Raw genomic sequence first — 22,353 nt, forward strand, 5'->3', positions numbered from 1 at the left:
AGTTTAACTTATAATCATTCGGGTTTCCAATTCTACCTGTTTATCCCTACTACTCCGTAGGAAGGCTTCCCATTCACTCAAATCCGTCACTTTAATTCTATTATCCATCCAAAATACTTCATCAGCTCCAAGATACAAGGCATAGTTGACCTGCTTCCTTTCCAGTTCCCTGAAAATAAATAAATCACCCGGCAATATGAGCTCGGGTTCAATTTTTCTGCCCGGAATTTCGCCTGACTTCCAAGAATAGCCCGCTATACCAAAAATCAATTCAAAACCTTGCCGCCCGTCCAATCCCACTATACTTCTCCCTCCTGCCTGAAAAGGTGCATTGACATAGTTGATTGCAATATCGATCAGCTCCTTCCTGTCGGCTCTCAGCGCATGACTACGGACAGCCCCTGTGAATCCTATGTTATCCTGCCAATTAAAAAGCTCCAAATCAGAGAAGTGGAGCCTGCTTCCCGGAAGCAAATATAGATTTGTCCCAAGGTATTCTATGGCAGCTATAGGACTGGTGACAATCTGAAAGTCCGTGTTGAGGTATTTGTAATAGTCAGTTTGGGGAATTTCCTTGAGTGCACGGCCGGCAATCCAACCTTGCAGTCCTGTATCTTCGTGCAGTATTTTGAACCATTGCCGGTCGGGCGTCATAGCTGTAGTCTGATAACACTCTCCAAAAAGTAACTGTGTGACCTGTGCAGAATCAAAAGTAGGTCTGCGGTAAAGTGGAAGGATAGTTTGTCTACATATCCCAAAAGCATCAATCAAAGGCCATTCGCCGGATTTCTCTTTTTGCATCTTTTTCCTTCAGATCCTGTCTTTTATCGTGTGATTTCTTGCCCCGGCCTAGCGCTATCTCCATTTTTGCCATCCCCCGGTCATTGATAAATATACGAACAGGAATGATAGTCAGCCCTTTTTCCTGAGACTTAGTTTCCAATTTTTCGAGTTCCTTCTTGCTCATCAATAACTTTCTATCGCGAATTGCGACATGATTATAACTCGCTGCCATGGAATATGGGGCGATATGCATCTGTCGCACGTATAGTTGTCCGTCCAAAAAAATGCAGAACGCTTCAGTCAGTGATACTTTTGCTTCACGGATGGACTTGATCTCAGTTCCTTTTAGCACCATTCCTGCTACATAAGTATCTACAAATTCAAACTGAAAACTTGCCTTTCTGTTTTTTATGTTGATGACTTTGTCAAACTTATTATCCTTAGCCATGCTTAGATTTTCATTTTTGCGAGAGGAGTGACATCCATGGATGAGAATTCTCCTTTCAGGTATTTATAATGTGCTGCCATGGCGATCATGGCTGCGTTGTCTGTGCAGTACTCGAATTTTGGAATGTACAGATTCCATCCTTTCTGAGCTGCCAGTTCAGAAAGGGTATCCCTTAATCCTGAGTTGGCCGATACACCTCCCGCAATTGCAATTTCCTTCACACCATACTCCTTTACTGCGGCTTTCAGCTTGATCAAAAGCATCTCCACAAGAGAATACTGAATGCTTGCGCAAAGATCCGCCAGGTTCTCTTCAATAAATTTCGGATTCCCCTTCAGCTCGTCTCTAAGGAAATACAGAACCGCAGTTTTTATCCCGCTAAAGGAATAATTCAATCCGGGCATCCGGGTAATCGGAAATTGGAATGCTTTCGGATCACCATCTTTGGCATATTTGTCAATAAGCGGACCTCCAGGGTATGGTAAACCCAGCAGTTTTGCAGTTTTATCAAAAGCCTCACCTACGGCATCGTCCTGGGTCTCTCCTATCACTTTCATTTCCAAATAATCCTGAACCAAGACCAACTGTGTGTGTCCCCCGCTCACAGTCAGGCAAATAAATGGAAACTTCGGTTTCGGATCTTCTATGAAGTGTGCCAAAATATGCGCATTCATATGATTCACCTCAATCAATGGAATGTTTCTCGCAAATGCAAATGCCTTGGCAAAGCTTACACCTACCAGAAGAGACCCCATTAATCCGGGGCCCCGCGTGAAAGCTACTGCCGAAAGCCGGTCTTTGGAAATCCCCGATGACAAAATAGCCTCCTGCACCACTGGGATGAGATTTTCCTGATGTGCCCGGGATGCAAGCTCAGGAACTACCCCTCCATATTTTTCGTGAACAGATTGCGTGGCGACAATATTATTAAGTACTTTGCCGTCAGCTATAACAGCCGCAGAGGTCTCGTCACACGAGGATTCAATTGCTAGAATAAAGATATCGTTGGTACCCATTGGAAAAGAACGCGAAAGTTACGGATTTTTTGCACAAAGCGTTTCGGGTGTTGCTATGGATCGTCTTTTCATTGGTGATGTTTTTTATAGTGGTGGCTCTGAGTCTCCAGATCACCTGGGTGCAAAATAAGGTAATCAACACTGTAACAAGTATTCTCAATAACAATTCATCTTTTCATACAGATATTGGAAAGATCAAACTTACGTGGTGGGATGCCTTGGAATTAGACAATGTCATCATCCGGGATCATCGGGACAGCCTAATGATTGGGGCGAAAAAAATACATGCTGATTTTGAATTGCTCTCTTTATTCCCTCCCGGAGTCACCACCATAAACGCCGTGCGGATGGAGAATGCGAAGCTCCATATGCTCACTCATGAGGGTGATTCGGCCATGAATATCAATATGTGGGTAGAGGAATTGGCCAATATGTTCAGCACGAAAAGTAAGAGCAACAAACCCACTCAGTTTCGGATTAACTCGGTGGAATTGAGAAATTCCGAGATCTTTATCGTCAATGAGATCACAGACGCAATCACCAAAGGACTGAATTATAATAAGCTTCGTTTTTCAAATATTACTTTGAATGCCTCTGACTTTTATCTGGAAGGTTCTGAGATCGGGGCTGATGTAGAAATGCTAACAGGGACAGAACTGACTTCAGGGTTTGAGATCATGGAGCTCAAAACTGATATGACCTATGCCCGTGAATTTATGGAATTTGACAAGCTAAGTCTGAAATCTGCCAACAGTCATATCAAAAATTTTCTGCGGTTTGAATATGCCACTCCTGCTGCGTTTTCCAATTTCGTGGAAGAAGTAGTAATCATTACCAATTTAACCGAAACCAAGCTTGACTTGGGAGATCTTAAGCTTTTCGCACCTTCTCTTCCGGATATTGACGATGAAATCTATCTATCGGGAAAAGTAGCAGGTCCTGTATCGGATATGCGTTCGGAGGAGCTTCTGATAAGACTTGGAGAAAAAACGGCAATCTTCGGAGCTTTTAGGCTGGATGGTTTGCCCGATATCAATGAAACGTACATTAATCTCTCTCTTAAAAACTCGACCATTTTTGCGAATGATCTAGCCCCTTATTTACCAAGCAATATTTCCAAGGAAATCAACAAATTCAACACCGTCCGTCTAACTGCTGATTTCGCAGGCTATTTGCACAGATTTGATACCAATGGAGAATTCAAAACATCCATTGGAGACATTAGTGGCAGAGTGAGTTTTGACCTTGTAGATGGGTTACCTACTACAGTTTCCAACTTAACCACAACTAATCTTGACTTGGGAATTATAGCTGAAAGAAGGGAATTATTACAAAAAATAAGCTTAAAAGGCCGCGTAAATACAACAGGAAACTCTATTGACAACCTACTGATCGATGTAAATGCGGACGTCTCAAGATTTGGCTTAAAAAACTACGTCTACACCGGCATCAAAACTGACGCAACCTATGGACGGGATCTTTTCAAAGGGAATATTAGAGTAAATGACCCGAATTTTAAAATCAATGCAAATGGAGAATTAAACCTTCGTGAAGCTACTGATTCCGTGCGAATGAGCCTGCAAATTGATACTGCATTTCTGGACCGGATGAATTTCACGGATAAGGCCACCTTCCTCAGCGGAAATCTGGATATTGACGTCAAAGGAATCGAACTGGATGACATTCAGGGAATAGCCAGATTCCGAAACATCAAAGTGGGCTATGAAGACAGATTTTTGGAGCTGGGGGATTTTAATTTTCAATCTCTTTTTGCCGGGGGCACGCGCACCATGTCTATTAATTCCGACTACCTGGTCGCCGCCGCTTCAGGACAGTTTAACCTCCAGCAAATGGGAAGAGATCTGAATATTCTAACCAAACAGTATATCGCAATTATCCTAAATGAAGAACAGCCTATAGCAGATCTTGAAAGAAATTTCTCGGAAATCTACAATCTCGACCTCAACCTTCGGCTGATCAACATCAATCCGATTGTCCAACTTTTAGAGCCGGATCTCAGCCTTTCAAAAAACATGGTTTTGGAAGGTGCATTCTATCAAACGCAGGAAAACACCGTATTTAACTTTTTCACAAGTATTGACACACTGAAATTCCAGGGTAATTCAGCTCAAAACATCAATATTGACTTCAACACCTCCAAACTCATCAACAGTCCGGATATATTAGCTTCCTTCTACGTATATTCCAAAACGCAGGAAATCGGCAAATCACTTCAGTTTACCAACTTTGGATTTGAGGCAATATGGGACAAGGACGATATGAATATTGACTTTAGCCTAGATCAGGACTCTACCCAAAGTTCAGCTAGAATCAATGCTACGGCTCGTTTTGCCCCCCAAAACACGCAACTTGTCTTTGAGCCTTCATCGCTGAAACTTCTGGATAGAGAATGGAAATTTGATTCGCTGAACCTGATCACAATTACTCCTGGGTCGATACAGGTGGACGGTCTTAAGCTTTTCAACGAGAATCAATCCATCTCACTTCAGGGAAATGCCGGTAACCAGCCCGAGGATCAACTGAACCTGACTGTAAACGACGTAAATGTAGACCTGCTTAATACGCTTTTCCCCCAAAACTTTGACGGCACAGCAAATGGCTTGATCTCCTTTGATCATCTGCTTGACCAAACTCTGATGCGTGGTGATTTCAACCTAAGTAAGGTCTCCATAAATCAGTTCCCAATCGGGGATATGAATCTGAAGGCAAATTTGGACTCTACACAATTGCAAGTATCTCTGATCAATGTCATTGAGGGCAAAGAAACTATCAATCTAGGCGGTTACATACTTAACGAAAATCAGGAGATTCATATGGATGCCGCACTGAGCGATGCTAGCTTGGTGATTCTAGAGCCTTTTTTGTCTAATTACGTGTCAAATATGGGCGGTACTGTTTCAGGAAAAATGGATTTGGGCGGCACAATGGCTGAACCTAAAGTAGAGGGAACAGGAAGATTAAACAATGGAAAGCTTACTGTAAACTACCTCAAAACGACCTATTTACTCAATGGAGACATTCTCTTTAGGCCCACTCAAGTCAGTTTTCAGCAGATGGAACTCAAAGATCTCTTTGGGAATACTGCGACTGTCACCGGCGGAATAACTCATCAGGGATTTGAAAACATCCGATTGGATATCAAAGCCAACATGGCCAATCTTCAGGTTATGAACACCACGGACAAGGATAATGAGACGTTTTATGGGACTGCCTTTGTCACAGGAACGGCAGAAGTGGTAGGTACCCCTACCAATATGGATATCAACGCCCGGGCTACCAGTCAACCCAACACCAGAATTTATATTCCCCTGAGCAGTGACAACACCCAAGCTCAGGAGGATTTCATTCATATGATCAACATCCAAGACACCGTAAGAATCAAACAAATTGCCGAGGAGGTAAATAGGCTGGAAATTAAGAATGTGCGAATGAATTTCGTCCTTGACATCACCCCTGATGCTTATGCTGAAATCATTATTGACCCACGGACTGAGGAAGGAATCACAGGAAGAGGTCGTGGCGTATTGACCATGAATGTGGATACTCAAGGAAATTTTACACTAGACGGCACCTACGAAATCACGGAGGGAAAGTATAACTTCTCCCTCTATAACGTGGTAAAAAAGCAATTCAGCATAAAGCCCGGTGGTAGAATTACGTGGTATGGAGATCCCTATGCAGGAGTAATGGACATTTCGGCTGAATACACCGAAAGTGTATCCCTACAGCCGCTGTTGGTGAATACGGTAACCGCAGACAACCAAAGTACAAATGCCAGCCGAAGATACCCTGTCAAAGTATTGCTGAATCTGGATGGTCAATTGCTTTCCCCAGAAATTAATTTTGGTTTTGACTTCACCGAATTTCCTTCCAGCGGAGAAACCCAGACGACCATTTCCTCTTTCCAAAATAAAATAGCGAATGATGAGCAGGAAATGAACAGACAGGTTTTTTCAGTGATTATGACCCGTTCATTCTCGCCGGAAGGGCAATTTTCAGGCGTGTCCACTATCTCTTCAAGTTTGGGGCAATTGCTTTCTACCCAGCTTAACAGCTTTCTTGGTCAGGTAGACAAAAATCTGGAAGTCGACCTGGATGTGGCTACTCTGGATCAAAATGCACTGGAGACGTTCCAACTGAGTGTAGCTTATACTTTCCTTGACGGTCGACTTCGCGTATCAAGGGATGGTGGATTTACTGACAATCAGGGCACCGCCAATGCATCTTCCATCATAGGTGATTGGCAGGCAGAATATATGCTTACAGAAGACGGAGTTTATAGAATCCGGATTTTCAATAGGAATAATTTTAACACTTTTACCTCGCTTTCTCTTTCCAAAAACGTCGCCACTTACGGGGTAGCCTTGTCACAAAGTGTTTCTTTCAATTCATTCTCTGAGCTTTTCAAAAAAATAACCAGAAAGAAAAATGAAAAATTGATCATAAATGATCAAGACGATTTTCTTCGCTACCAGTTTGAAAATAAAGAGGAATGGAAGCCTATCCCGCTGGATAATATAGAAGAAAGACTAGACTCGCTGGATCAGGAACGAAAAATCAAAATGCTCAAGCAAGGAGAGATTTAAAACAATTGTTCTGTTTTTAAGCTTACTTCTATAAAAGTTATATGCAAAAAGTCAGCATTTTTTGGTTTCGAAGAGACCTAAGGTTTGATGATAATCACGGTTTTTATCAAGCACTGAAACAGAATGAAAATGTGTTACCTCTTTTCATTTTTGACAGAAATATACTCGATAAACTAGAGAATAAACAGGATGCCAGAGTGGAATTTATCCATGAGCAAGTCTGCAAACTTCACCAAAAATTGGGTGATCATAGTTCTTCCATTTTAGTCCGCTATGGGGATCCGGAGGCTGTTTTCAAAGAACTACTTGACACTTACAAAATCCTATCAGTTTTCACAAACAGGGATTATGAACCTTATGCCAAAAGCCGTGATGAAAAGGTAGCGAGAGTATTAAATCAGCAAGATATACCATTACGTTTGTTCAAAGACCAGCTGATCTTCGAGCCCGGCGAAATCTTAAATGGCTCAGGAGAATTCTATAAAGTGTTCACCCCGTTCAGCAGAGTATGGCTGAGCAAGTTTGATCCTTCAAACCTGGAGGATTTTAAACCCATGCATTGGAAGAATCTAATGCAAAGCAGTCCTTTTGAAATCCCTTCATTGAAAGAAATGGGATTTGCCAAAAGCGACATCACTATCCCTTCCAAGACCGCGGACGAAGAAATCATTGCTCACTACAGCGAAACCCGTGATTTCCCAGCCAAAAACGGCACGTCACGACTGGGAATCCATTTGCGGTTTGGTACTATTTCCATCCGGAAACTTGCGATAAAAGCAGCAGCGCTTAACACCACCTTCCTCAATGAACTAATCTGGCGGGAATTTTACATGATGATTTTGGCATTCAATCCCCAAGTAGTCGATCATGCATTCAAGCCAGCCTATGACCGTATCCCATGGAGAAACAACGAAGAGGAATTTGCAGCTTGGTGCAAAGGCAAAACCGGTTATCCTATCGTAGACGCAGGTATGAGAGAGCTCAATGCTACGGGCTACATGCATAATCGCGTTCGGATGGTCGTCGCTTCCTTTCTTACCAAGCACCTATTGATCGACTGGCGCTGGGGTGAGGCTTATTTTGCAGAGAAGCTGCTAGACTATGAATTGGCTTCAAATAATGGAGGCTGGCAATGGGCTGCAGGCACGGGCACAGATGCCCAACCCTACTTCCGGGTGTTCAATCCTGCTTCCCAGCAGGAGAAATTTGACAAGAACTGGAAGTACATCAAAAAATGGATTCCTGAAATAAACTCAGATAAGTACCCAAAACCGGTCGTAGATCATAAATTTGCAAGGCAACGTGCAATCGACACCTACAAAACAGCCCTGAATCAATGAATATCGGAGACCGAGTAAGACTACTTCACGGAAAGGAAGAGGGAATTATCCGCAAAATTTCCTCAAGTGGTAGAATACAGATAGAAATCGAGGACGGATTTATCATCCCGGCATTGAAATCAGAAGTGGTACTCATTCACCAAACTGAGAAGAGCCACTTTGGAGAAAAGCCTGTAGAAGAAAAGGATATAGATACGCCCATCCCCATCTCCGGGCCAAAGGACCAAGGACTATACCTCACCTTTCTTCCTATCAACGACCAAAGTCTCAGCCTCTATTTGATCAATGACAGCCGTCAGGCATATTTGTCCCATGTATCAGAAGTGTTTGGTGACAATCATCGCACCTTGCTTGCCACCACCCTCAATCCGGGGGAAGCGAAGAAATTTGATGATAGATTACTAAAGGAAATGGACGAGTGGCCAGCTTTTCTGCTCCGGTTTATCCCAATTCACAATCAACTGGAAAAGGCCATTCCCGCTTTTGAGCGGCAATTGAAGATGAAACCCACCCAGTTTTTCAAGCATCTGAGCAAAGCTCCCCGACTGGACAAAACCGCCTATATTTTTGCGCTGGAGCAAACTACCAAGGAACTCGACATTCGGGCTCTCAATCAGGAATTGGGAGAAATAACCCCAAAATCTGAGGTTCCCAAAGCTGTAAAACCTGCCAGATCCATCGATCTACATATCGAAAAACTGGTGACTGATTCCAAAGGAATGAGCAATTCGGAGATGCTTCGTGTGCAGCTGGAGACATTTGACAGAAATCTGGATCAGGCTATGGCCTCCGGGATGGATGAGATTACGTTTATCCACGGCATTGGAAATGGAGTACTTCGCAAAGAAATTCACAAGCGCCTCAGTCAACTCCAAAATATTAAGTACTTTCAGGATACTCAAAAAGATCAGTGGGGCTACGGTGCTACCTTGGTCAGAATCACCTAATCTATGCAGGCAAAAGTATCCCCTGTCTTTCAGCTTTTTGAATCACAACATCAAGAGGCAAAGGCACTTTTTCTGACTTTGGGAAAGCAGATCAAATCAAAAAAAGCCATAGAACTCCTCGGTAAAATGGACTTTCTGGAACTGTATGCCGACTTGATGGCGAAAGTTCATTTTGATATTGAAGGCTTGAATTTCAATATTTTCTCGGACTTCAAGCTGATGAAGAGAAGCTTGCGCAAAATCCACCATTTCAAACTCGCAGAGAAAAGCCTGAATAACCGTGAATTAGTTTTAGGCATCAAATACAACGGGTATCGTATTCATCTGGACAAATACAAAAAGAAACTATACGCAGAAGCGTTCGATCTGATCGTCGGAAGCACGCTGAAAAGTTGGGATGAATTTCATCAAAAAGCCATGAATGCCAGCCGGGGCATCAAAGCACTGACTATTAATACTGCGGTAAATCAGATTATTCAGGAGGAGTTGGAATTCTTTGCGTTAGACCATAAAGGAAGCATGGACAGCAAAGCGTTGAAAGATACATTTGAAGGCTTGCGCACCATTATAATGCTGGAAAACACCCTGATTCAAATGGGGTTCAACTCTATATTCGTGGCAGGAATACACGGAGAAATCGAGGCACTGAAAAACAATCTGAAACCCTGGTATTCCAACCATCTTTCGCTTCAGTCCCTGACCCATTTTCTAGGCACCAAGGAGGTAGTTTCCAAAAAGTATCTGGATTGGGCAAAAGAGCTCAAAACAGAGAAAACTGCTCTTTCGGCCCAAGCTGAGAAGCAAGCACATGATTTATTTGATAAAATCTTAGGATAATCACCTGAAATATTCTGCTAAATTACAGGATGGACAGGAAAACAATATTGATTACAGGCAGTACGGGAGGGATAGGAAAAGTAACCGCAAAAGCTCTGGCAAAGCTAGGGCATACCGTAATCATACACGGTCGGGACAAGGAAAAAACAGCCTCCATATGTGAAGAAATAAAGTCCGAAACAGGCAACGACACGATTGATTATGTCATCGCTGATTTGTTGTTGCTGTCGGAAGTCAGCCAACTGGCAGAATCGTTCAAGAAAAAACATAAGCGTTTGGATGTGTTGATCAACAACGCAGGTGCAATTTTCGGTAAAGAGAGAGAAACGACTCAGGAAGGTTTTGAAAAGACAATGGCACTCAATTTATTTTCACCATTTCTCCTGACTCAATTGCTGCTAGAAGTCCTAGCCAAAAGTCCAGCGGCAAGAATTATAAACGTTTCTTCTGGAGCACACACCATGAGCGGAACGCCGGATTTGGATGATATCCAATCAACCAAAAAATACTCATTTGGCAATGCCTACGGACTGTCCAAATTATACCTGATCTGGGTCACGCAACGTTTGGCAACGGAACTTAAAACTAATGGAATGTCCAATATCACGGCAAATTCCTTACATCCAGGTACGATCAAAACAGCCTTTGGGCAAAGAGCGAAGAAAGGGTTCGTCGTGGATCTACTATTTAACATTTCCATGTTATTTGCCATTTCGCCTGAGAAAGGAGCTGAAAACACAATTTATTTAGCTACTGCAAAGGAGGTCGAACACATTTCAGGGAAATACTTTTCCAACAAAAAAATTGCAAGACCGAGTATGAAATATTATTCACCGGAAAATGAAAAAGCAGTGTGGAATTATTGTAAACTAATCACTCAACCCTATTTGGACTAAAAGTGTGGAAAGGACTTCCCTTGCCACAAAACCGAGCAACAAGCACATCAGTCGTTTGATAAGATAAACTCAAAAATCAATTCTAATATTTTTTTTGGAACACGTATGAGAAACTTACATTACACACGTGTGGTGTTTTTTCTTAAATTTGAAAAAAAAGCTTATGAATACTAAACTCACCTTAACCATTGAACAGGATGTAATTCAAAAAGCCAAGGAATACGCAAAAGAGAAAAACCGTAGCCTTTCTGGTATCATTGAAAATTACTTGAAAAGCCTTACCCAGGAAAATAGGGATGAAGACAAACCTAAACTTACACCTATTGTCAAGTTTCTGAAGGGCTCTTTTAAAATGCCCGAAGACTTTGATTACAAAGAAGAGTTGAAAAAAGTCCTGGAAGAAAAGCATTTATAAATGGACAAGGTACTTATTGACCCGGATGTGATTCTGGATTTTTTCTTTGACCGAGAACCATTTGCTCAATTTGCCACGGAGATATTTGTTCTTTGTGAGTCAAAGCAACTAATTGGCTACACCACACCCGTCATCATTTCCAACGTCTATTACCTACTGAGCAGAACAGCCAAACATGAGGTAATCATAGATAAACTGAAACAGCTTTTAAGTATTTTGGAGATCGCTACAATGAACAAGGAGGTAGTTATGGCAGCTTTAAATTCAAAATTCAAAGATTTTGAAGATGCTTTACAAAATTGTGTTGCACAAAATCAAGGAGATATTCCAATCCTTTTAACTCGAAATATAAAGGATTATAAGAAAAGTGAACTGGCAGTACTATCTCCAGAAATGTATCTTAAAAAGTAATTCAACCCTATAAGATGAATTTTCCGGTCCAAAGATTTTCGCATTTAATCATGAATCTTTCCAAAGTTGCTTTAGGAAGGCAGCATTTAACCGGCACATAGACAATCTAGCCAAGATATAAGCCAACATTTATAAATATCAACTCCAAATTCAGTAAAGTACAATTCCAAAATCATGAGCTATTTCAGGATGTGATTTGTAGAAAATCTTAAATTGAAAAGAAAAACAGAAATAATCTTCGGTATAAGCACAAAATATAGCATTCATTAGAATGCTCGAAAAACTCATGAAAATCATCTCTACAAATCTTGGAAAGCCTACTTCTTTCATCTGGAATGGAAAAGAAGAGACAACGGGGATTTATAAAAAGCCCACAGGCAAACCGATCTATTTGACTAAAAACGATGTCATCAATGATGAAGTCTCCAACAGACTAAATCACGGAGGATATTATAAGGCTTGCTATATCTTTTCCGCGGAGCAATATCCTTATTGGAAAGAGCTGTATCCAGACCTGGATTGGTCCTGGGGAATGTTTGGTGAGAATCTGACCGTTTCCGGATTTGATGAAAATGAAGTTTACTTAGGCGACATTTATAAAGTTGGCGAAACCTTGGTGCAGGTTTCTCAATACCGGGAACCTTGCTATAAATTCGGTCATAAGTTTGGGACTCAACATGTCATCAAACAATTTATCCAACATGGCTTTGGCGGAACCTATCTCAGTATTTTGGAAGAGGGATATGTAGACATTGATGATGAATTCATTCTAGTTGAGCGACCTACGTTAAGTCTCTCCGTCGCTGATTTATTCCGATTGGTTTTTGCTAAAGATAAAAATCAGAACCTCTTGAAAATTGCTTCTAGCAGCAAAGCTATTCCACCAAAAAAGAGATTTTTATTAAGCTCATTTATCAATTCTAGCTCCTAAAATCTAGCCAAAACATAGGTAAGTAACCAACTCCTTAACTGCCGGGTAGCTATGATTTATTTTACTCAACTTATTTACATTCTGGACGGTCAGGAAGCAAGCTTTTTAGAGTTTGAAGCAGTTGCCATCCCTTTGTATCGCAAAACATAAGGGCAAACTGCTACTCAAATATAGACCTAGTTCTGAAAACATTATCGAGCAAAATATAGAAATGCCTTATGAAATACACGTGGTGGAATTCGAAAATGAGCAAGATGTAGCAGATTTCTTCAAGGATGAGGAACGCAAAAAATACATCCATTTGGTTAATTAAGGGGGTAAAAATGTAATCAGGGTGCAATACCAAAATTCCTAATAATCGAATCTCAACCTCATCCAATTCCTGCAAAAACCCCAAAATATCCCTTAGCTTAGCATTCTTTACAAACTTATCAAACCTATGGACACCTCACACAAAACCTCATTTCAGTTTATCAGCGAACCATCCGACATCAATTTCGGCGGAAAAGTACATGGGGGAGTGGTGATGAAATGGATAGATCAGGCCGCTTATACCTGCGCTAGGACTTGGTCAGAGAGCTATTGTGTGACGGTCTATGTAGGCGGTATCCGCTTCTACAAGCCTATCAACATCGGGGAAGTAATAAAAGTAGATTCCCAAGTCATTTACACAGGAAGCTCCAGTATACACATCATGGTGGAAGTATATTCCAGAGATTTTGGACATCAGGAATTTGAGAAGAAAACCCACTGTATCATCATCTTCGTATCCGTGGATGAAAATGGATCACCCAAGAAAGTGAAACCATGGATCCCACAAACTGACCAAGAAAAGAAACTAGAGGAATACGCAGTAAAACTGAAAGCTCTGCGTGAAAATATCCATAATGAAATGAAGCCTTTTTTTAATGAGTAAAGGCATTAAACCCACTAACTTTTCCAAAGTTCAGAGCTTTGCAAAAGTTTTTAACACCACGATAAGATTATCAGCAGACTGAATATTAAAAATAGACGCATACATCTAGTTTAGCTGAAACAAAGAGTCTTGAAATGGCTAGAACACCGAATATTCAACCGTTTAAAAACCACTCAACAAACAATTGGGAAGCTAATTTACCCTCAGGCATTAATATTCCCTTTTTTTCCCTAATTTTTAGGTTGAAGACTTGATAAGTTGTTTATTTCGAGTTATTCTTTCAAACCCAACCTAACCCAAAATGCTTCTATTACTGATTATCTTTTTTGCCTTAGCCCTGATTCTTATTGCCATTGTCAAATTCGACATCCACCCCTTTCTTGCACTATTCTGTGGTGCCATACTGTACGGACTACTATCCGGCATGTCTGGAGAATTGATTTTAAAGTCCATATCTGAAGGTTTTGGTGGAGTTTTGGGCAGCATAGGCTTATTGATACTTCTCGGTGTGATGATGGGTACATTTCTCGAAAAAACCGGTGGAGCCATAGTCATCGCTGAGAAAATTCTTTCTTGGATCGGAGAGAAATCAGTTACACTTGCCATGATGATTTCCGGGTACATCCTTTCTATCCCTGTTTTTGGAGACAGCACTTTTATTATGATGAATCCGATCAGCAAATCACTTTCGCTGAAAGGAAAAGTCCCCTATGCTGCCACCACAATTGCATTGGCTTTGGGAGCAACTGCTTCTCACTCACTTGTCCCTCCTACTCCCGGCCCCATCGCTACAGCAGGAATCTACGAAGCTGATCTTGGGATGATCATATTTTATGGCCTTATCGTAAGTTTGACGACCCTTATTCCAAGCTATTATTTCATCAAAAAAGTTGTCTATAAAATTCCTTTGAAGCCTACATTCGCCGCTAAAACCGAGGAAATAAAAATTCAAAATAGGCCAACTGTATTTTCCTCTTTTCTACCGATTGTCGTTCCCCTGATTCTTATCATTGTTGCTTCCATCTCCAACTATCCGACCAAACCATTTGGCGAAGGCACTTTTTATACCTTTATCCAATTTGCAGGAAGTCCGGTGATTGCCTTGCTATTAGGCTCATTCATGGCCTTTACCTTACCGAAGAAATTCGATGCCAAACTGCTTTCTTCCTCGGGTTGGATCGGCGAAGCGATTTTGATTGCTGCACCGGTCATTTTGATTACGGGTGCGGGGGGAGTTTTTGGGAAAATGCTGCAAAACTCGGGGATCGGCGACATGGTCAGCAACAGCATGAGCGGTGCGAGCTGGGGGATTTTTCTTCCTTTTCTGATCGCTTTTGCACTGAAAACCGCCCAAGGCTCATCCACAGTAGCAATGATTACCACTGCTTCGATTATCGCACCCTTGTTAGGCAGTCTTGGCTTGGATTCTGAAACCATGCGTGTTTTTGCCGTCTTGGCCACAGGTGCCGGTGCCATGGCCATCTCCCATGCCAATGACAGTTTCTTCTGGGCTGTCACGCAGCTTTCGGGCCTATCCATCAAGCAAGGTAATCAGACACACAGTATAGGCACGCTGATCATGTCAGTGACTGCGATATCTGTGATTTATTTGATTACGCTGGTGGCGGGGTAATTGTCTATCACCAAAAGACAAAGCAAGATTGAAAGATATTCCTTATGAAATTTCCTGTTTTACTTCTTTGCTTAATTTTACATTCATCCATTTCCTCTGCCCAAATCCTAAAAAAGCCGATTCCGGATAAACTGATCGTTCTCACCTTTGACGATGCACCGGCAAGTCAGTATGCTGTGTCAGCTCCCTTGCTGGATAAATTCGGCTTTGGTGCGACTTTCTTTGTCTGTGAGTTTCAGCCCAATTACGCAGACAGTAGTTTGTATATGAACTGGAGACAGATCCAAGCCCTGGACAAAATGGGGTTTGAAGTGGCAAACCACACCTATACCCATGCCAATGTAAGTAAATTGACCCAAGCAGAATTTAACGAACAGCTCGATTACATCGAGGAAAAGTGTGATTCTCTCGGAATCGCAAAACCCCATAACTTTGCTTATCCCGGGTATGGGTTGAATGCTCAAGCTTTAGACTTTTTGGAGGAAAAAGAATACGTTTTCGCACGTGCGGGAGGAAGCAGAGCTTATGATCCGTTGAGAGACCATCCCTATCTGATTCCAAGTTGGGCGACGGATGGAACAAACAAAGCTGAAATAATCGCAGCCTTTGAGCAGGCTAAAAACGGGAAAATTGTCATTTTGACTATCCATGGCGTTCCTGATCTAGAACATCCCTGGGTGAATACTCCTCCCGAACTTTTCGAAGAGTACCTAACCTATCTTGCCTCCAATGGCTTTAAAGTCATTTCAATGAGAGGTTTGGAAGATTACATTGACGCGAAAGAGGCCAGAAAGCTAATCACTCCGGATTTTGACAATAAACTCTCCAATTGATCTCTGGATAAAATAGGGGCAAAACCAATTATCCCAACCGACTTTATTCTTCTTTCTTTTAAACTGGCAATCATTTTTCTCCTTTCAATTTTGCCCTCTAAAAATAAAATGAAAGAATGAACCAAAGAATGATCTTCTTGTGTAAAACCCTAACGGTAAATAACTACAGCTAGGTTCTTACTACCAAAATGGACAAGGATCAGGAGGAAAAAGACGAGAAAAATCAGTTCGAAGAAATGATTCAAGGTCTTATAGACAATAAATATGGCTGTTGTGATGATTTTGTACCCCCCAATACTGTCGCTGGTCTGGGAGAAAACATCCGGGATGCAAATCAAGCCGGAAACCTGCAAATGGCAGGCACAGGCAGTCAGAAAGACTATAAGCAGAACACCCTTATCCGCGGGGATAAAATCAAATGGATAGACGAGAAAAGTGTCAATCAATTTGAAATGGTCTATTTGAAAAAAGTGGGCAACTTTATTTCACACCTGAATAAAACTTGTTTTACATCCATTAAGAGTTTTGAAAGCCACTATGCGAATTATGAGCAAAAGAGCTTCTATAAAAGACACTTGGATCAATTCAAAAATGAAAAGGGGAGAAAATTTTCCATCGTACTCTTTTTAAACCAAGACTGGCAAACGGAAGACGGAGGGATGCTTTCCTTGTATCCTGAAGGAAATGCCCAAAAAGACATTATTCCCATCGGAGGAAGAATGGTGTTTTTTAAAAGCGATGAGATGGAGCATGAAGTGAATCCTTCCTTTACACGTGAGCGCAGGAGCATAGCAGGATGGCTTAAGGATTAGGTTAATTAAAACCACGTGAATAAGTAGCCTAACACACCGTCTATTAAGTGAGCTATTCAACTTATTTCACCCCTTCTCAAACACATTAAAAAAGGTGACCCGTCTGCGGGTCACCCTTTCAATTCACTTGAATATTTAAGATTAAGCGAGATCGTAGCGGTCAAGCATCATCACTTTATCCCAAGCTGCCACGAAATCCTTCAGGAATTTCTCCTGAGCATCGGCACTGGCATAAACTTCTGACAGAGCCCGAAGTTCTGAGTTAGAGCCAAAGATCAGATCAGCCCGGGTTCCTGTCCATTTGACTTGACCGGTTTTTCGATCTGACCCTAAAAATGCATGCTGTCCACTATCAGCAGCTTTCCAAGTTGTGCCCATATCCAAAACATTCACAAAGAAGTCGTTGGTCAGGGCTCCCGGAGTCGCTGTGAACACACCATGCTTGGAATTGTCATAATTGGTTTCCAATACTCGCAATCCACCAACCAGTACCGTCATTTCAGGAGGAGTTAACTTGAGCAATTGCGCACGATCCACCAGCATTTCCTCAGCTGAGGCTTTATGCTTAGGTCGATAATAATTTCTGAAACCATCAGCCGCAGGCTCCATAGCAGCAAATGAAGCCACATCTGTCTGGGCTTGACTGGCATCAGCTCTGCCCGGTGTGAAAGGTACAGTGATGTCTTTGCCTGCATTCTTAGCAGCTTTCTCTACTCCTGCACATCCTGCCAACACAATCATATCGGCCAAAGAAATCTGCTTGCCGCCGGATTGCGCTGCGTTAAATTCCTTCTGAACAGCTTCCAGTTTATCGATCACTTTTCCAAGTTGAGACGGATTGTTTACTTCCCAATATTTCTGCGGAGAAAGCCTGATTCTAGCTCCATTAGCACCTCCACGCATATCAGATCCGCGGAAAGTAGAAGCCGAAGCCCATGCTGTGCTAACCAATTCAGAAACAGAAAGTCCCGAATCCAACACCTTAGCTTTCAATGATGCAATATCTTGGTCATTTACCAATTCGTGATTTACAGCAGGAATCGGGTCCTGCCAGATCAGTTCCTCAGTAGGCACTTCAGGACCCAAATAACGCTGGATAGGCCCCATATCCCGGTGAGTCAATTTAAACCATGCTCTGGAAAAAGCATCAGCGAACTCATCAGGATTTTCAAAAAACCGTCTTGAAATCTTCGCATAAGCCGGATCTTCTTTTAGCGCAAGATCTGTAGTAAGCATAGCCGGAGCATGTCTTTTGGCCGGATCGTGAGCATCAGGAACTGTGCCTGCTCCCCCACCGCCTTTAGGAGTCCATTGATGCGCTCCCGCAGGGCTTTTGGTCAGTTCCCACTCAAATCCAAATAGATTCTCAAAGAAACCGTTGCTCCATTTGGTGGGAGTAGAAGTCCAAGTCACCTCAAGTCCTGAAGTAATTGTATCACCTGAATGGCCTTTTCCAAAGGTGTTTTTCCAGCCTAAACCCATTTCTTCTATATCGGCTCCTTCTGGCTCATGCCCTACGTACACACCGGGATCCGCTGCACCGTGAGTCTTTCCGAAGGTGTGACCTCCGGCTATAAGAGCCACAGTCTCTTCATCATTCATAGCCATTCGACCAAAGGTCTCACGGATATCATGTGCCGCTCCTATTGGATCAGGCTGTCCCTTAGGTCCCTCCGGATTCACATAGATCAGGCCCATATGAGATGCCCCCAGTGGATTCTCCAATACCCGATCTTCACTCCCAGCATACCTTTCTTGATCTCCAAGCCATTCTCCCTCAGATCCCCAGTAGATATCCTCTTCCGGCTCCCATACATCCTCACGTCCGCCGGCAAAACCGAATGTTTTCAATCCCATTGTTTCCAAAGAGACATTTCCTGCCAAAATCAATAAGTCCGCCCAAGAAAGCCTTCTTCCATATTTTTGTTTGATTGGCCAAAGTAGGTATCGTGCCTTATCTAAATTGGCATTATCAGGCCAGCTATTCAGCGGTGCAAAACGCTGAGATCCTGATCCTCCACCGCCACGACCATCTGCGATACGATAAGTACCTGCACTATGCCAAGCCATTCGGATAAAAAATGGGCCGTAATGGCCAAAATCAGCCGGCCACCAATCCTGAGAATCAGTCATCAAATCCGCAAGATCTTTTTTCACTGCAGCCAAATCCAATTTTTTGAACTCCTCTGCATAGTTAAAATCAGGATCCATTGGATTGGATTTTGAGGAATTCTGGCGCAGAATATTTAGGTTCAACATGTTTGGCCACCAGTCGCGGTTTTTGGTTCCACCACCTGCCGTCTTGTGAATTTCTCCACTTGTAAAAGGGCATTTTGCTTCACTTTCGTTCACGTCCCATACCGAATCTGTATAGTCGTGTCCGTTTTCTTTGTTATCCATATGATTAGGGTTTGTTTTTAATTTTTCTCGAAAGCTAAATTACGAAGACGATTATTTATGTAATCTAAAATTCTATTGATAAAAACTATGACTCTTTCAGAAATACAATTGAGCACATCAATTCTTCGGAGTACTGTCAACTTTCAAAATACTTAATATCACTCAAATCTCCATAGGAAATCTATGCTTTCTCTCTCGACAACTTTCCCGGTTTCTTGAGTTTTCAATAAAAGGTGGTATTTTGAAAATGTTAATTCATTGGAAAATGAGTAAACAGGATTGTAATCCCTTTTTTTGATATTATTCTCCATATCTAACACTAAAAACAATTTATTATGGTGGCACTTCTCATAGTTATTGGAATCATTCTGCTGCTGGGAGTTATTCTAGTGGGTATCTTCAACAGCTTTGTAAAAAACAAAAACACGGTCAAAGACGCGTGGAGCAATATAGATGTTGCGCTCAAGCGGCGCTATGACCTTATCCCAAACCTTGTAGAAACCGTAAAAGGCTATGCAAGCCATGAAAAAGAAACGCTGGAAGCCGTCATCCAAGCTAGAAATGCAGCAATAGCGGTGCCTTCTGATGATATCAACTCCCAAATCCAGGCAGAAAATCAACTACAACAAACTCTCCGAAGCATCTTTGCTTTAAGCGAGGCTTATCCTGACCTGAAAGCAAACACTAATTTCTTACAACTTCAGGATAAGTTAAATGAGATCGAAGAAAACTTAGAGCGGGCCAGACGCTACTATAATGGTACTGTGAGAGAAAACAATACCTACGGGGAGAGTTTCCCCGGGGTGATTTTTGCAGGAATGTTCAACTATAAACATTTTGATTATTTCGAGGCGGAACCGGAGAGTCGTGAAAATGTAAAAGTGAGTTTTTCCTGATTGAAAATTCAAAAACCTTACTACCGGCTAAGCTTTGCAGCCCTGCAAACTATTGGGAAATCGAGCATGGCTGACAGACAGACATGTAAAATGTAACACGCAACTTGTCCTGAACTTGCTTCGGAAGAGGAATGATTATTACCAAGCGAGATCCAATAGCCTTCTCCGACTAATCGGAGTGGCTAATAAAAATCAATCGTAAACACATGAAAAAAATTGCAATTCTATTTTTCTTGTTTTCTGTGCAATTAGAGGTATTTGCCCAAGATTTTAGCGTCACGTCCTATTCTGTGGATATTACCATTCATCAGGACGGATACTTTGACGTAGTAGAAAAATACAATCTTAATTTTGAAGTTCCGAAGCATGGAATCTATCGGGACATTCGGACTTCCTATGATTTACAAAATGAAAACGGAGAGCTAGAAAAGCGTAAAATCAAGCTAAGCAATATTGAGGTTCCCGGGTATAAGTTTGAAGCCCCCTCTTCATTTGGTCAGAAAATGTCCACAAATGTGCGGATCAAAATAGGCGATGCAAATGTGACCTTGAAAGGTCCGCAATACTATGAAATCAGGTATAGAGTGGAGAATGCATTCCTTCATGAAAGGGAAGCCATACAATTCTATTGGAATATAAAGCCAAGTGACTGGCATGCTCCTTTTCATGCAATAGATTTCAAAATTCACTTGCCGGATGGGATATCCTTAGATGAGGGAGATTACTACTTATATTCAGGTGCTGTTGGCTCAGATATCCCTACAACAGACTTTCAAACTACTTATTTCGAAGGTTTATATTCCGGGACAAGCAACCCCGGTGTGGTTTCTTCCGGTGGAGAAGCTTTAACTGTTCTGTTGAAATTGCCTGTGGGAAGCATCAAAGAAATCAAACCTTTTTGGCCGTTTTGGACTGATTACGGCTGGACAATTATTCTTGTACTGCTATTCTTTACGTTTTATGCTATCTGGAAAAAGCACGGAAAGGACGACCCTGTCACCAGAACAACCAGCTATTACCCACCCAAAGGGATGGATCCTGCGATGGTTGGCTTCTTGATAGACGATTCGGGCGACACCAACGACCTTATTTCTTTAATTCCATTTTGGGCTTCGCAAGGCTATATGACAATTGAAGAAATCGATAAAAAAGGATGGTTTGCTAAAGATGACACCAAGCTCACCAAATTGAAAGAACTTGATGCAGATTTCCCATTGTATCAGCGTCAGCTTTTCGATGGGCTGTTTGGGCGCGGATCGGAAGTATTGGTAAGCAGCTTAAAAGACAAGTTTTATACTACGATGAGCAAAGCCAAAGTAACGCTCAAGGATGCCGCCCAGATCTACTATGTGAACAAGTCCAAAAAAATCATGATCTACACAGCAGTGGGCCTGGTTTTGTTGATGTTTATTCTGATCCCAAGCTTTCTCTTTTTATGGGGGATTATCGCTGCCATTTCAGTTGGGGTATCTTTGATCTTCCTATTGATAATGAATCAGTTTATGATCAAGAAGAATAAGGAGGGAACTGCGATATTGTCTGAATTGAAAGGTTTCAAACAATTCATAAAAGTAGCTGAAGAAAACAAATTGAAAATGCTTCTCAAAGAAGATCCTTCCTACTTCGAATCTACCATGGGCTATGCATTGGCATTTGGAATGTTTGACAAATGGGCAAAAAAATTCGATTCGCTAAATATTGAGCCACCGACTTGGTATTACTCCTCCACAGGGAGAATGATGACTATGGCTCATTTCTCCAAATCCTTCAATAGCTCCATCAAATCAACCCAATCCACGATGGTGAGTTCACCTTCAAGTTCGGGAAGCTCCGGCGGCGGGGGCGGTGGATTTTCCGGAGGTGGTTTCGGCGGTGGAGGCGGAGGAAGCTGGTAGTTAAACATGTTAGGAAATAAGATTGTCCCCTTTTTCATATCGCATACCGGTAGCTATATCATCTTTTGGACTTAATGGCTTGAAGACCGATGACCGAAGACAGAAGTAGCACAATGCTAGAGTTTTCCGAATCTTTTGATGCTTTTAGGATTTTTCTGGTAGAATAGCGGATATACATAATCCTCTGTAGGATTACGTTGTTTTGGTGAGTGCCGGCAAACACATTTGCAGAAAAGATATATTTCTTCGATTTAGTCAGTAATTGATGAAGTGTGGCTTTAAGAAATATTTTGAAGATCCTGCAGAACTATTCAGACAATCATTGTCCAGGAAAATT

The 22,353-nt window shown here is 41.9% G+C and carries 19 protein-coding genes; 15 read left to right on the forward strand and 4 right to left on the reverse strand.

The window, feature by feature from the left end; all coding sequences use genetic code 11:
• Nucleotides 1-3: 3 nt before the first annotated feature.
• From ID165_RS15065 to tsaD, 3 genes are read right to left on the reverse strand one after another with little or no spacing between them, the layout of a single operon-like run.
• The gene (locus ID165_RS15065) at nucleotides 4-801 is read right to left on the reverse strand and encodes a hypothetical protein (RefSeq protein WP_192085718.1); all 798 of its coding nucleotides are present in this window, start codon (nucleotides 799-801) and stop codon (nucleotides 4-6) included.
• Nucleotides 764-1,231, reverse strand: coding sequence for an SsrA-binding protein SmpB (gene smpB / locus ID165_RS15070; RefSeq protein ID WP_192085722.1), 468 nt, complete (start codon nucleotides 1,229-1,231; stop codon nucleotides 764-766). The genes ID165_RS15065 and smpB overlap by 38 nt, the downstream gene beginning before the upstream one ends.
• 2 nt (nucleotides 1,232-1,233) lie before the next feature.
• The gene (gene tsaD / locus ID165_RS15075) at nucleotides 1,234-2,247 is read right to left on the reverse strand and encodes a tRNA (adenosine(37)-N6)-threonylcarbamoyltransferase complex transferase subunit TsaD (protein ID WP_192085723.1); all 1,014 of its coding nucleotides are present in this window, start codon (nucleotides 2,245-2,247) and stop codon (nucleotides 1,234-1,236) included.
• A gap of 29 nt (nucleotides 2,248-2,276) precedes the next feature.
• Here tsaD and ID165_RS15080 point away from each other — a divergent pair, with 29 nt between their 5' ends.
• The 13 genes from ID165_RS15080 (at nucleotide 2,277) to ID165_RS15140 (ending at nucleotide 16,825) form a co-directional block, all read left to right on the forward strand.
• On the forward strand, nucleotides 2,277-6,854 hold the full coding sequence (locus tag ID165_RS15080; RefSeq protein ID WP_225586767.1) for a translocation/assembly module TamB domain-containing protein: 4,578 nt from the start codon (nucleotides 2,277-2,279) through the stop codon (nucleotides 6,852-6,854).
• A 41-nt stretch (nucleotides 6,855-6,895) separates the two neighbouring features.
• On the forward strand, nucleotides 6,896-8,194 hold the full coding sequence (locus tag ID165_RS15085) for a deoxyribodipyrimidine photo-lyase (protein WP_192085724.1): 1,299 nt from the start codon (nucleotides 6,896-6,898) through the stop codon (nucleotides 8,192-8,194).
• On the forward strand, nucleotides 8,191-9,141 hold the full coding sequence (locus ID165_RS15090) for a Smr/MutS family protein (RefSeq protein WP_192085725.1): 951 nt from the start codon (nucleotides 8,191-8,193) through the stop codon (nucleotides 9,139-9,141). Before ID165_RS15085 ends, ID165_RS15090 begins: the two co-directional genes overlap by 4 nt.
• Nucleotides 9,142-9,144: 3 nt before the next feature.
• Nucleotides 9,145-9,978 carry a hypothetical protein gene (locus tag ID165_RS15095; RefSeq protein WP_192085727.1) on the forward strand — a complete coding sequence of 278 codons (834 nt, stop codon included), beginning with the start codon at nucleotides 9,145-9,147 and terminating at the stop codon, nucleotides 9,976-9,978.
• A gap of 29 nt (nucleotides 9,979-10,007) precedes the next feature.
• The gene (locus ID165_RS15100; protein ID WP_192085729.1) at nucleotides 10,008-10,874 is read left to right on the forward strand and encodes an SDR family NAD(P)-dependent oxidoreductase; all 867 of its coding nucleotides are present in this window, start codon (nucleotides 10,008-10,010) and stop codon (nucleotides 10,872-10,874) included.
• Nucleotides 10,875-11,037: 163 nt separating this feature from the next.
• Nucleotides 11,038-11,289 carry a DUF6364 family protein gene (locus tag ID165_RS15105; protein WP_192085731.1) on the forward strand — a complete coding sequence of 84 codons (252 nt, stop codon included), beginning with the start codon at nucleotides 11,038-11,040 and terminating at the stop codon, nucleotides 11,287-11,289.
• Complete coding sequence (locus tag ID165_RS15110) at nucleotides 11,290-11,700, forward strand: PIN domain-containing protein (RefSeq protein WP_192085733.1); 411 nt, start codon at nucleotides 11,290-11,292, stop codon at nucleotides 11,698-11,700.
• Between the two features lie 286 nt (nucleotides 11,701-11,986).
• Nucleotides 11,987-12,631: an MOSC domain-containing protein gene (locus ID165_RS15115; RefSeq protein WP_192085735.1), complete on the forward strand. Its 645-nt coding sequence runs from the start codon at nucleotides 11,987-11,989 to the stop codon at nucleotides 12,629-12,631.
• A gap of 112 nt (nucleotides 12,632-12,743) precedes the next feature.
• A complete protein-coding gene (locus tag ID165_RS15120; protein WP_225586769.1) occupies nucleotides 12,744-12,944 on the forward strand; it encodes a hypothetical protein in 201 nt (66 codons plus the stop codon).
• A gap of 126 nt (nucleotides 12,945-13,070) precedes the next feature.
• Nucleotides 13,071-13,547 carry an acyl-CoA thioesterase gene (locus ID165_RS15125; protein ID WP_192085737.1) on the forward strand — a complete coding sequence of 159 codons (477 nt, stop codon included), beginning with the start codon at nucleotides 13,071-13,073 and terminating at the stop codon, nucleotides 13,545-13,547.
• A gap of 301 nt (nucleotides 13,548-13,848) precedes the next feature.
• Nucleotides 13,849-15,180, forward strand: coding sequence for a GntP family permease (locus ID165_RS15130; RefSeq protein ID WP_192085739.1), 1,332 nt, complete (start codon nucleotides 13,849-13,851; stop codon nucleotides 15,178-15,180).
• A gap of 44 nt (nucleotides 15,181-15,224) precedes the next feature.
• The gene (locus ID165_RS15135; protein WP_192085741.1) at nucleotides 15,225-16,013 is read left to right on the forward strand and encodes a polysaccharide deacetylase family protein; all 789 of its coding nucleotides are present in this window, start codon (nucleotides 15,225-15,227) and stop codon (nucleotides 16,011-16,013) included.
• A gap of 188 nt (nucleotides 16,014-16,201) precedes the next feature.
• Entirely contained in the window at nucleotides 16,202-16,825 is a 624-nt protein-coding gene (locus tag ID165_RS15140; protein WP_192085743.1) for a 2OG-Fe(II) oxygenase, read from the forward strand.
• Between the two features lie 141 nt (nucleotides 16,826-16,966).
• Here ID165_RS15140 and katG read toward each other — a convergent pair whose 3' ends face one another.
• A complete protein-coding gene (gene katG / locus ID165_RS15145; RefSeq protein WP_192085745.1) occupies nucleotides 16,967-19,225 on the reverse strand; it encodes a catalase/peroxidase HPI in 2,259 nt (752 codons plus the stop codon).
• A 335-nt stretch (nucleotides 19,226-19,560) separates the two neighbouring features.
• On the opposite strand from katG, the gene ID165_RS15150 reads away from it, so the two are divergent.
• Both ID165_RS15150 and ID165_RS15155 read left to right on the forward strand, forming a co-directional pair.
• Nucleotides 19,561-20,121 carry a LemA family protein gene (locus ID165_RS15150; RefSeq protein ID WP_192085747.1) on the forward strand — a complete coding sequence of 187 codons (561 nt, stop codon included), beginning with the start codon at nucleotides 19,561-19,563 and terminating at the stop codon, nucleotides 20,119-20,121.
• A 206-nt stretch (nucleotides 20,122-20,327) separates the two neighbouring features.
• Entirely contained in the window at nucleotides 20,328-22,016 is a 1,689-nt protein-coding gene (locus ID165_RS15155) for a DUF2207 domain-containing protein (RefSeq protein ID WP_192085749.1), read from the forward strand.
• The last annotated feature ends 337 nt before the right edge of the window (nucleotides 22,017-22,353 follow it).

It is taken from the genome of Algoriphagus sp. Y33 (assembly GCF_014838715.1).
Lineage (GTDB): Bacteria > Bacteroidota > Bacteroidia > Cytophagales > Cyclobacteriaceae > Algoriphagus.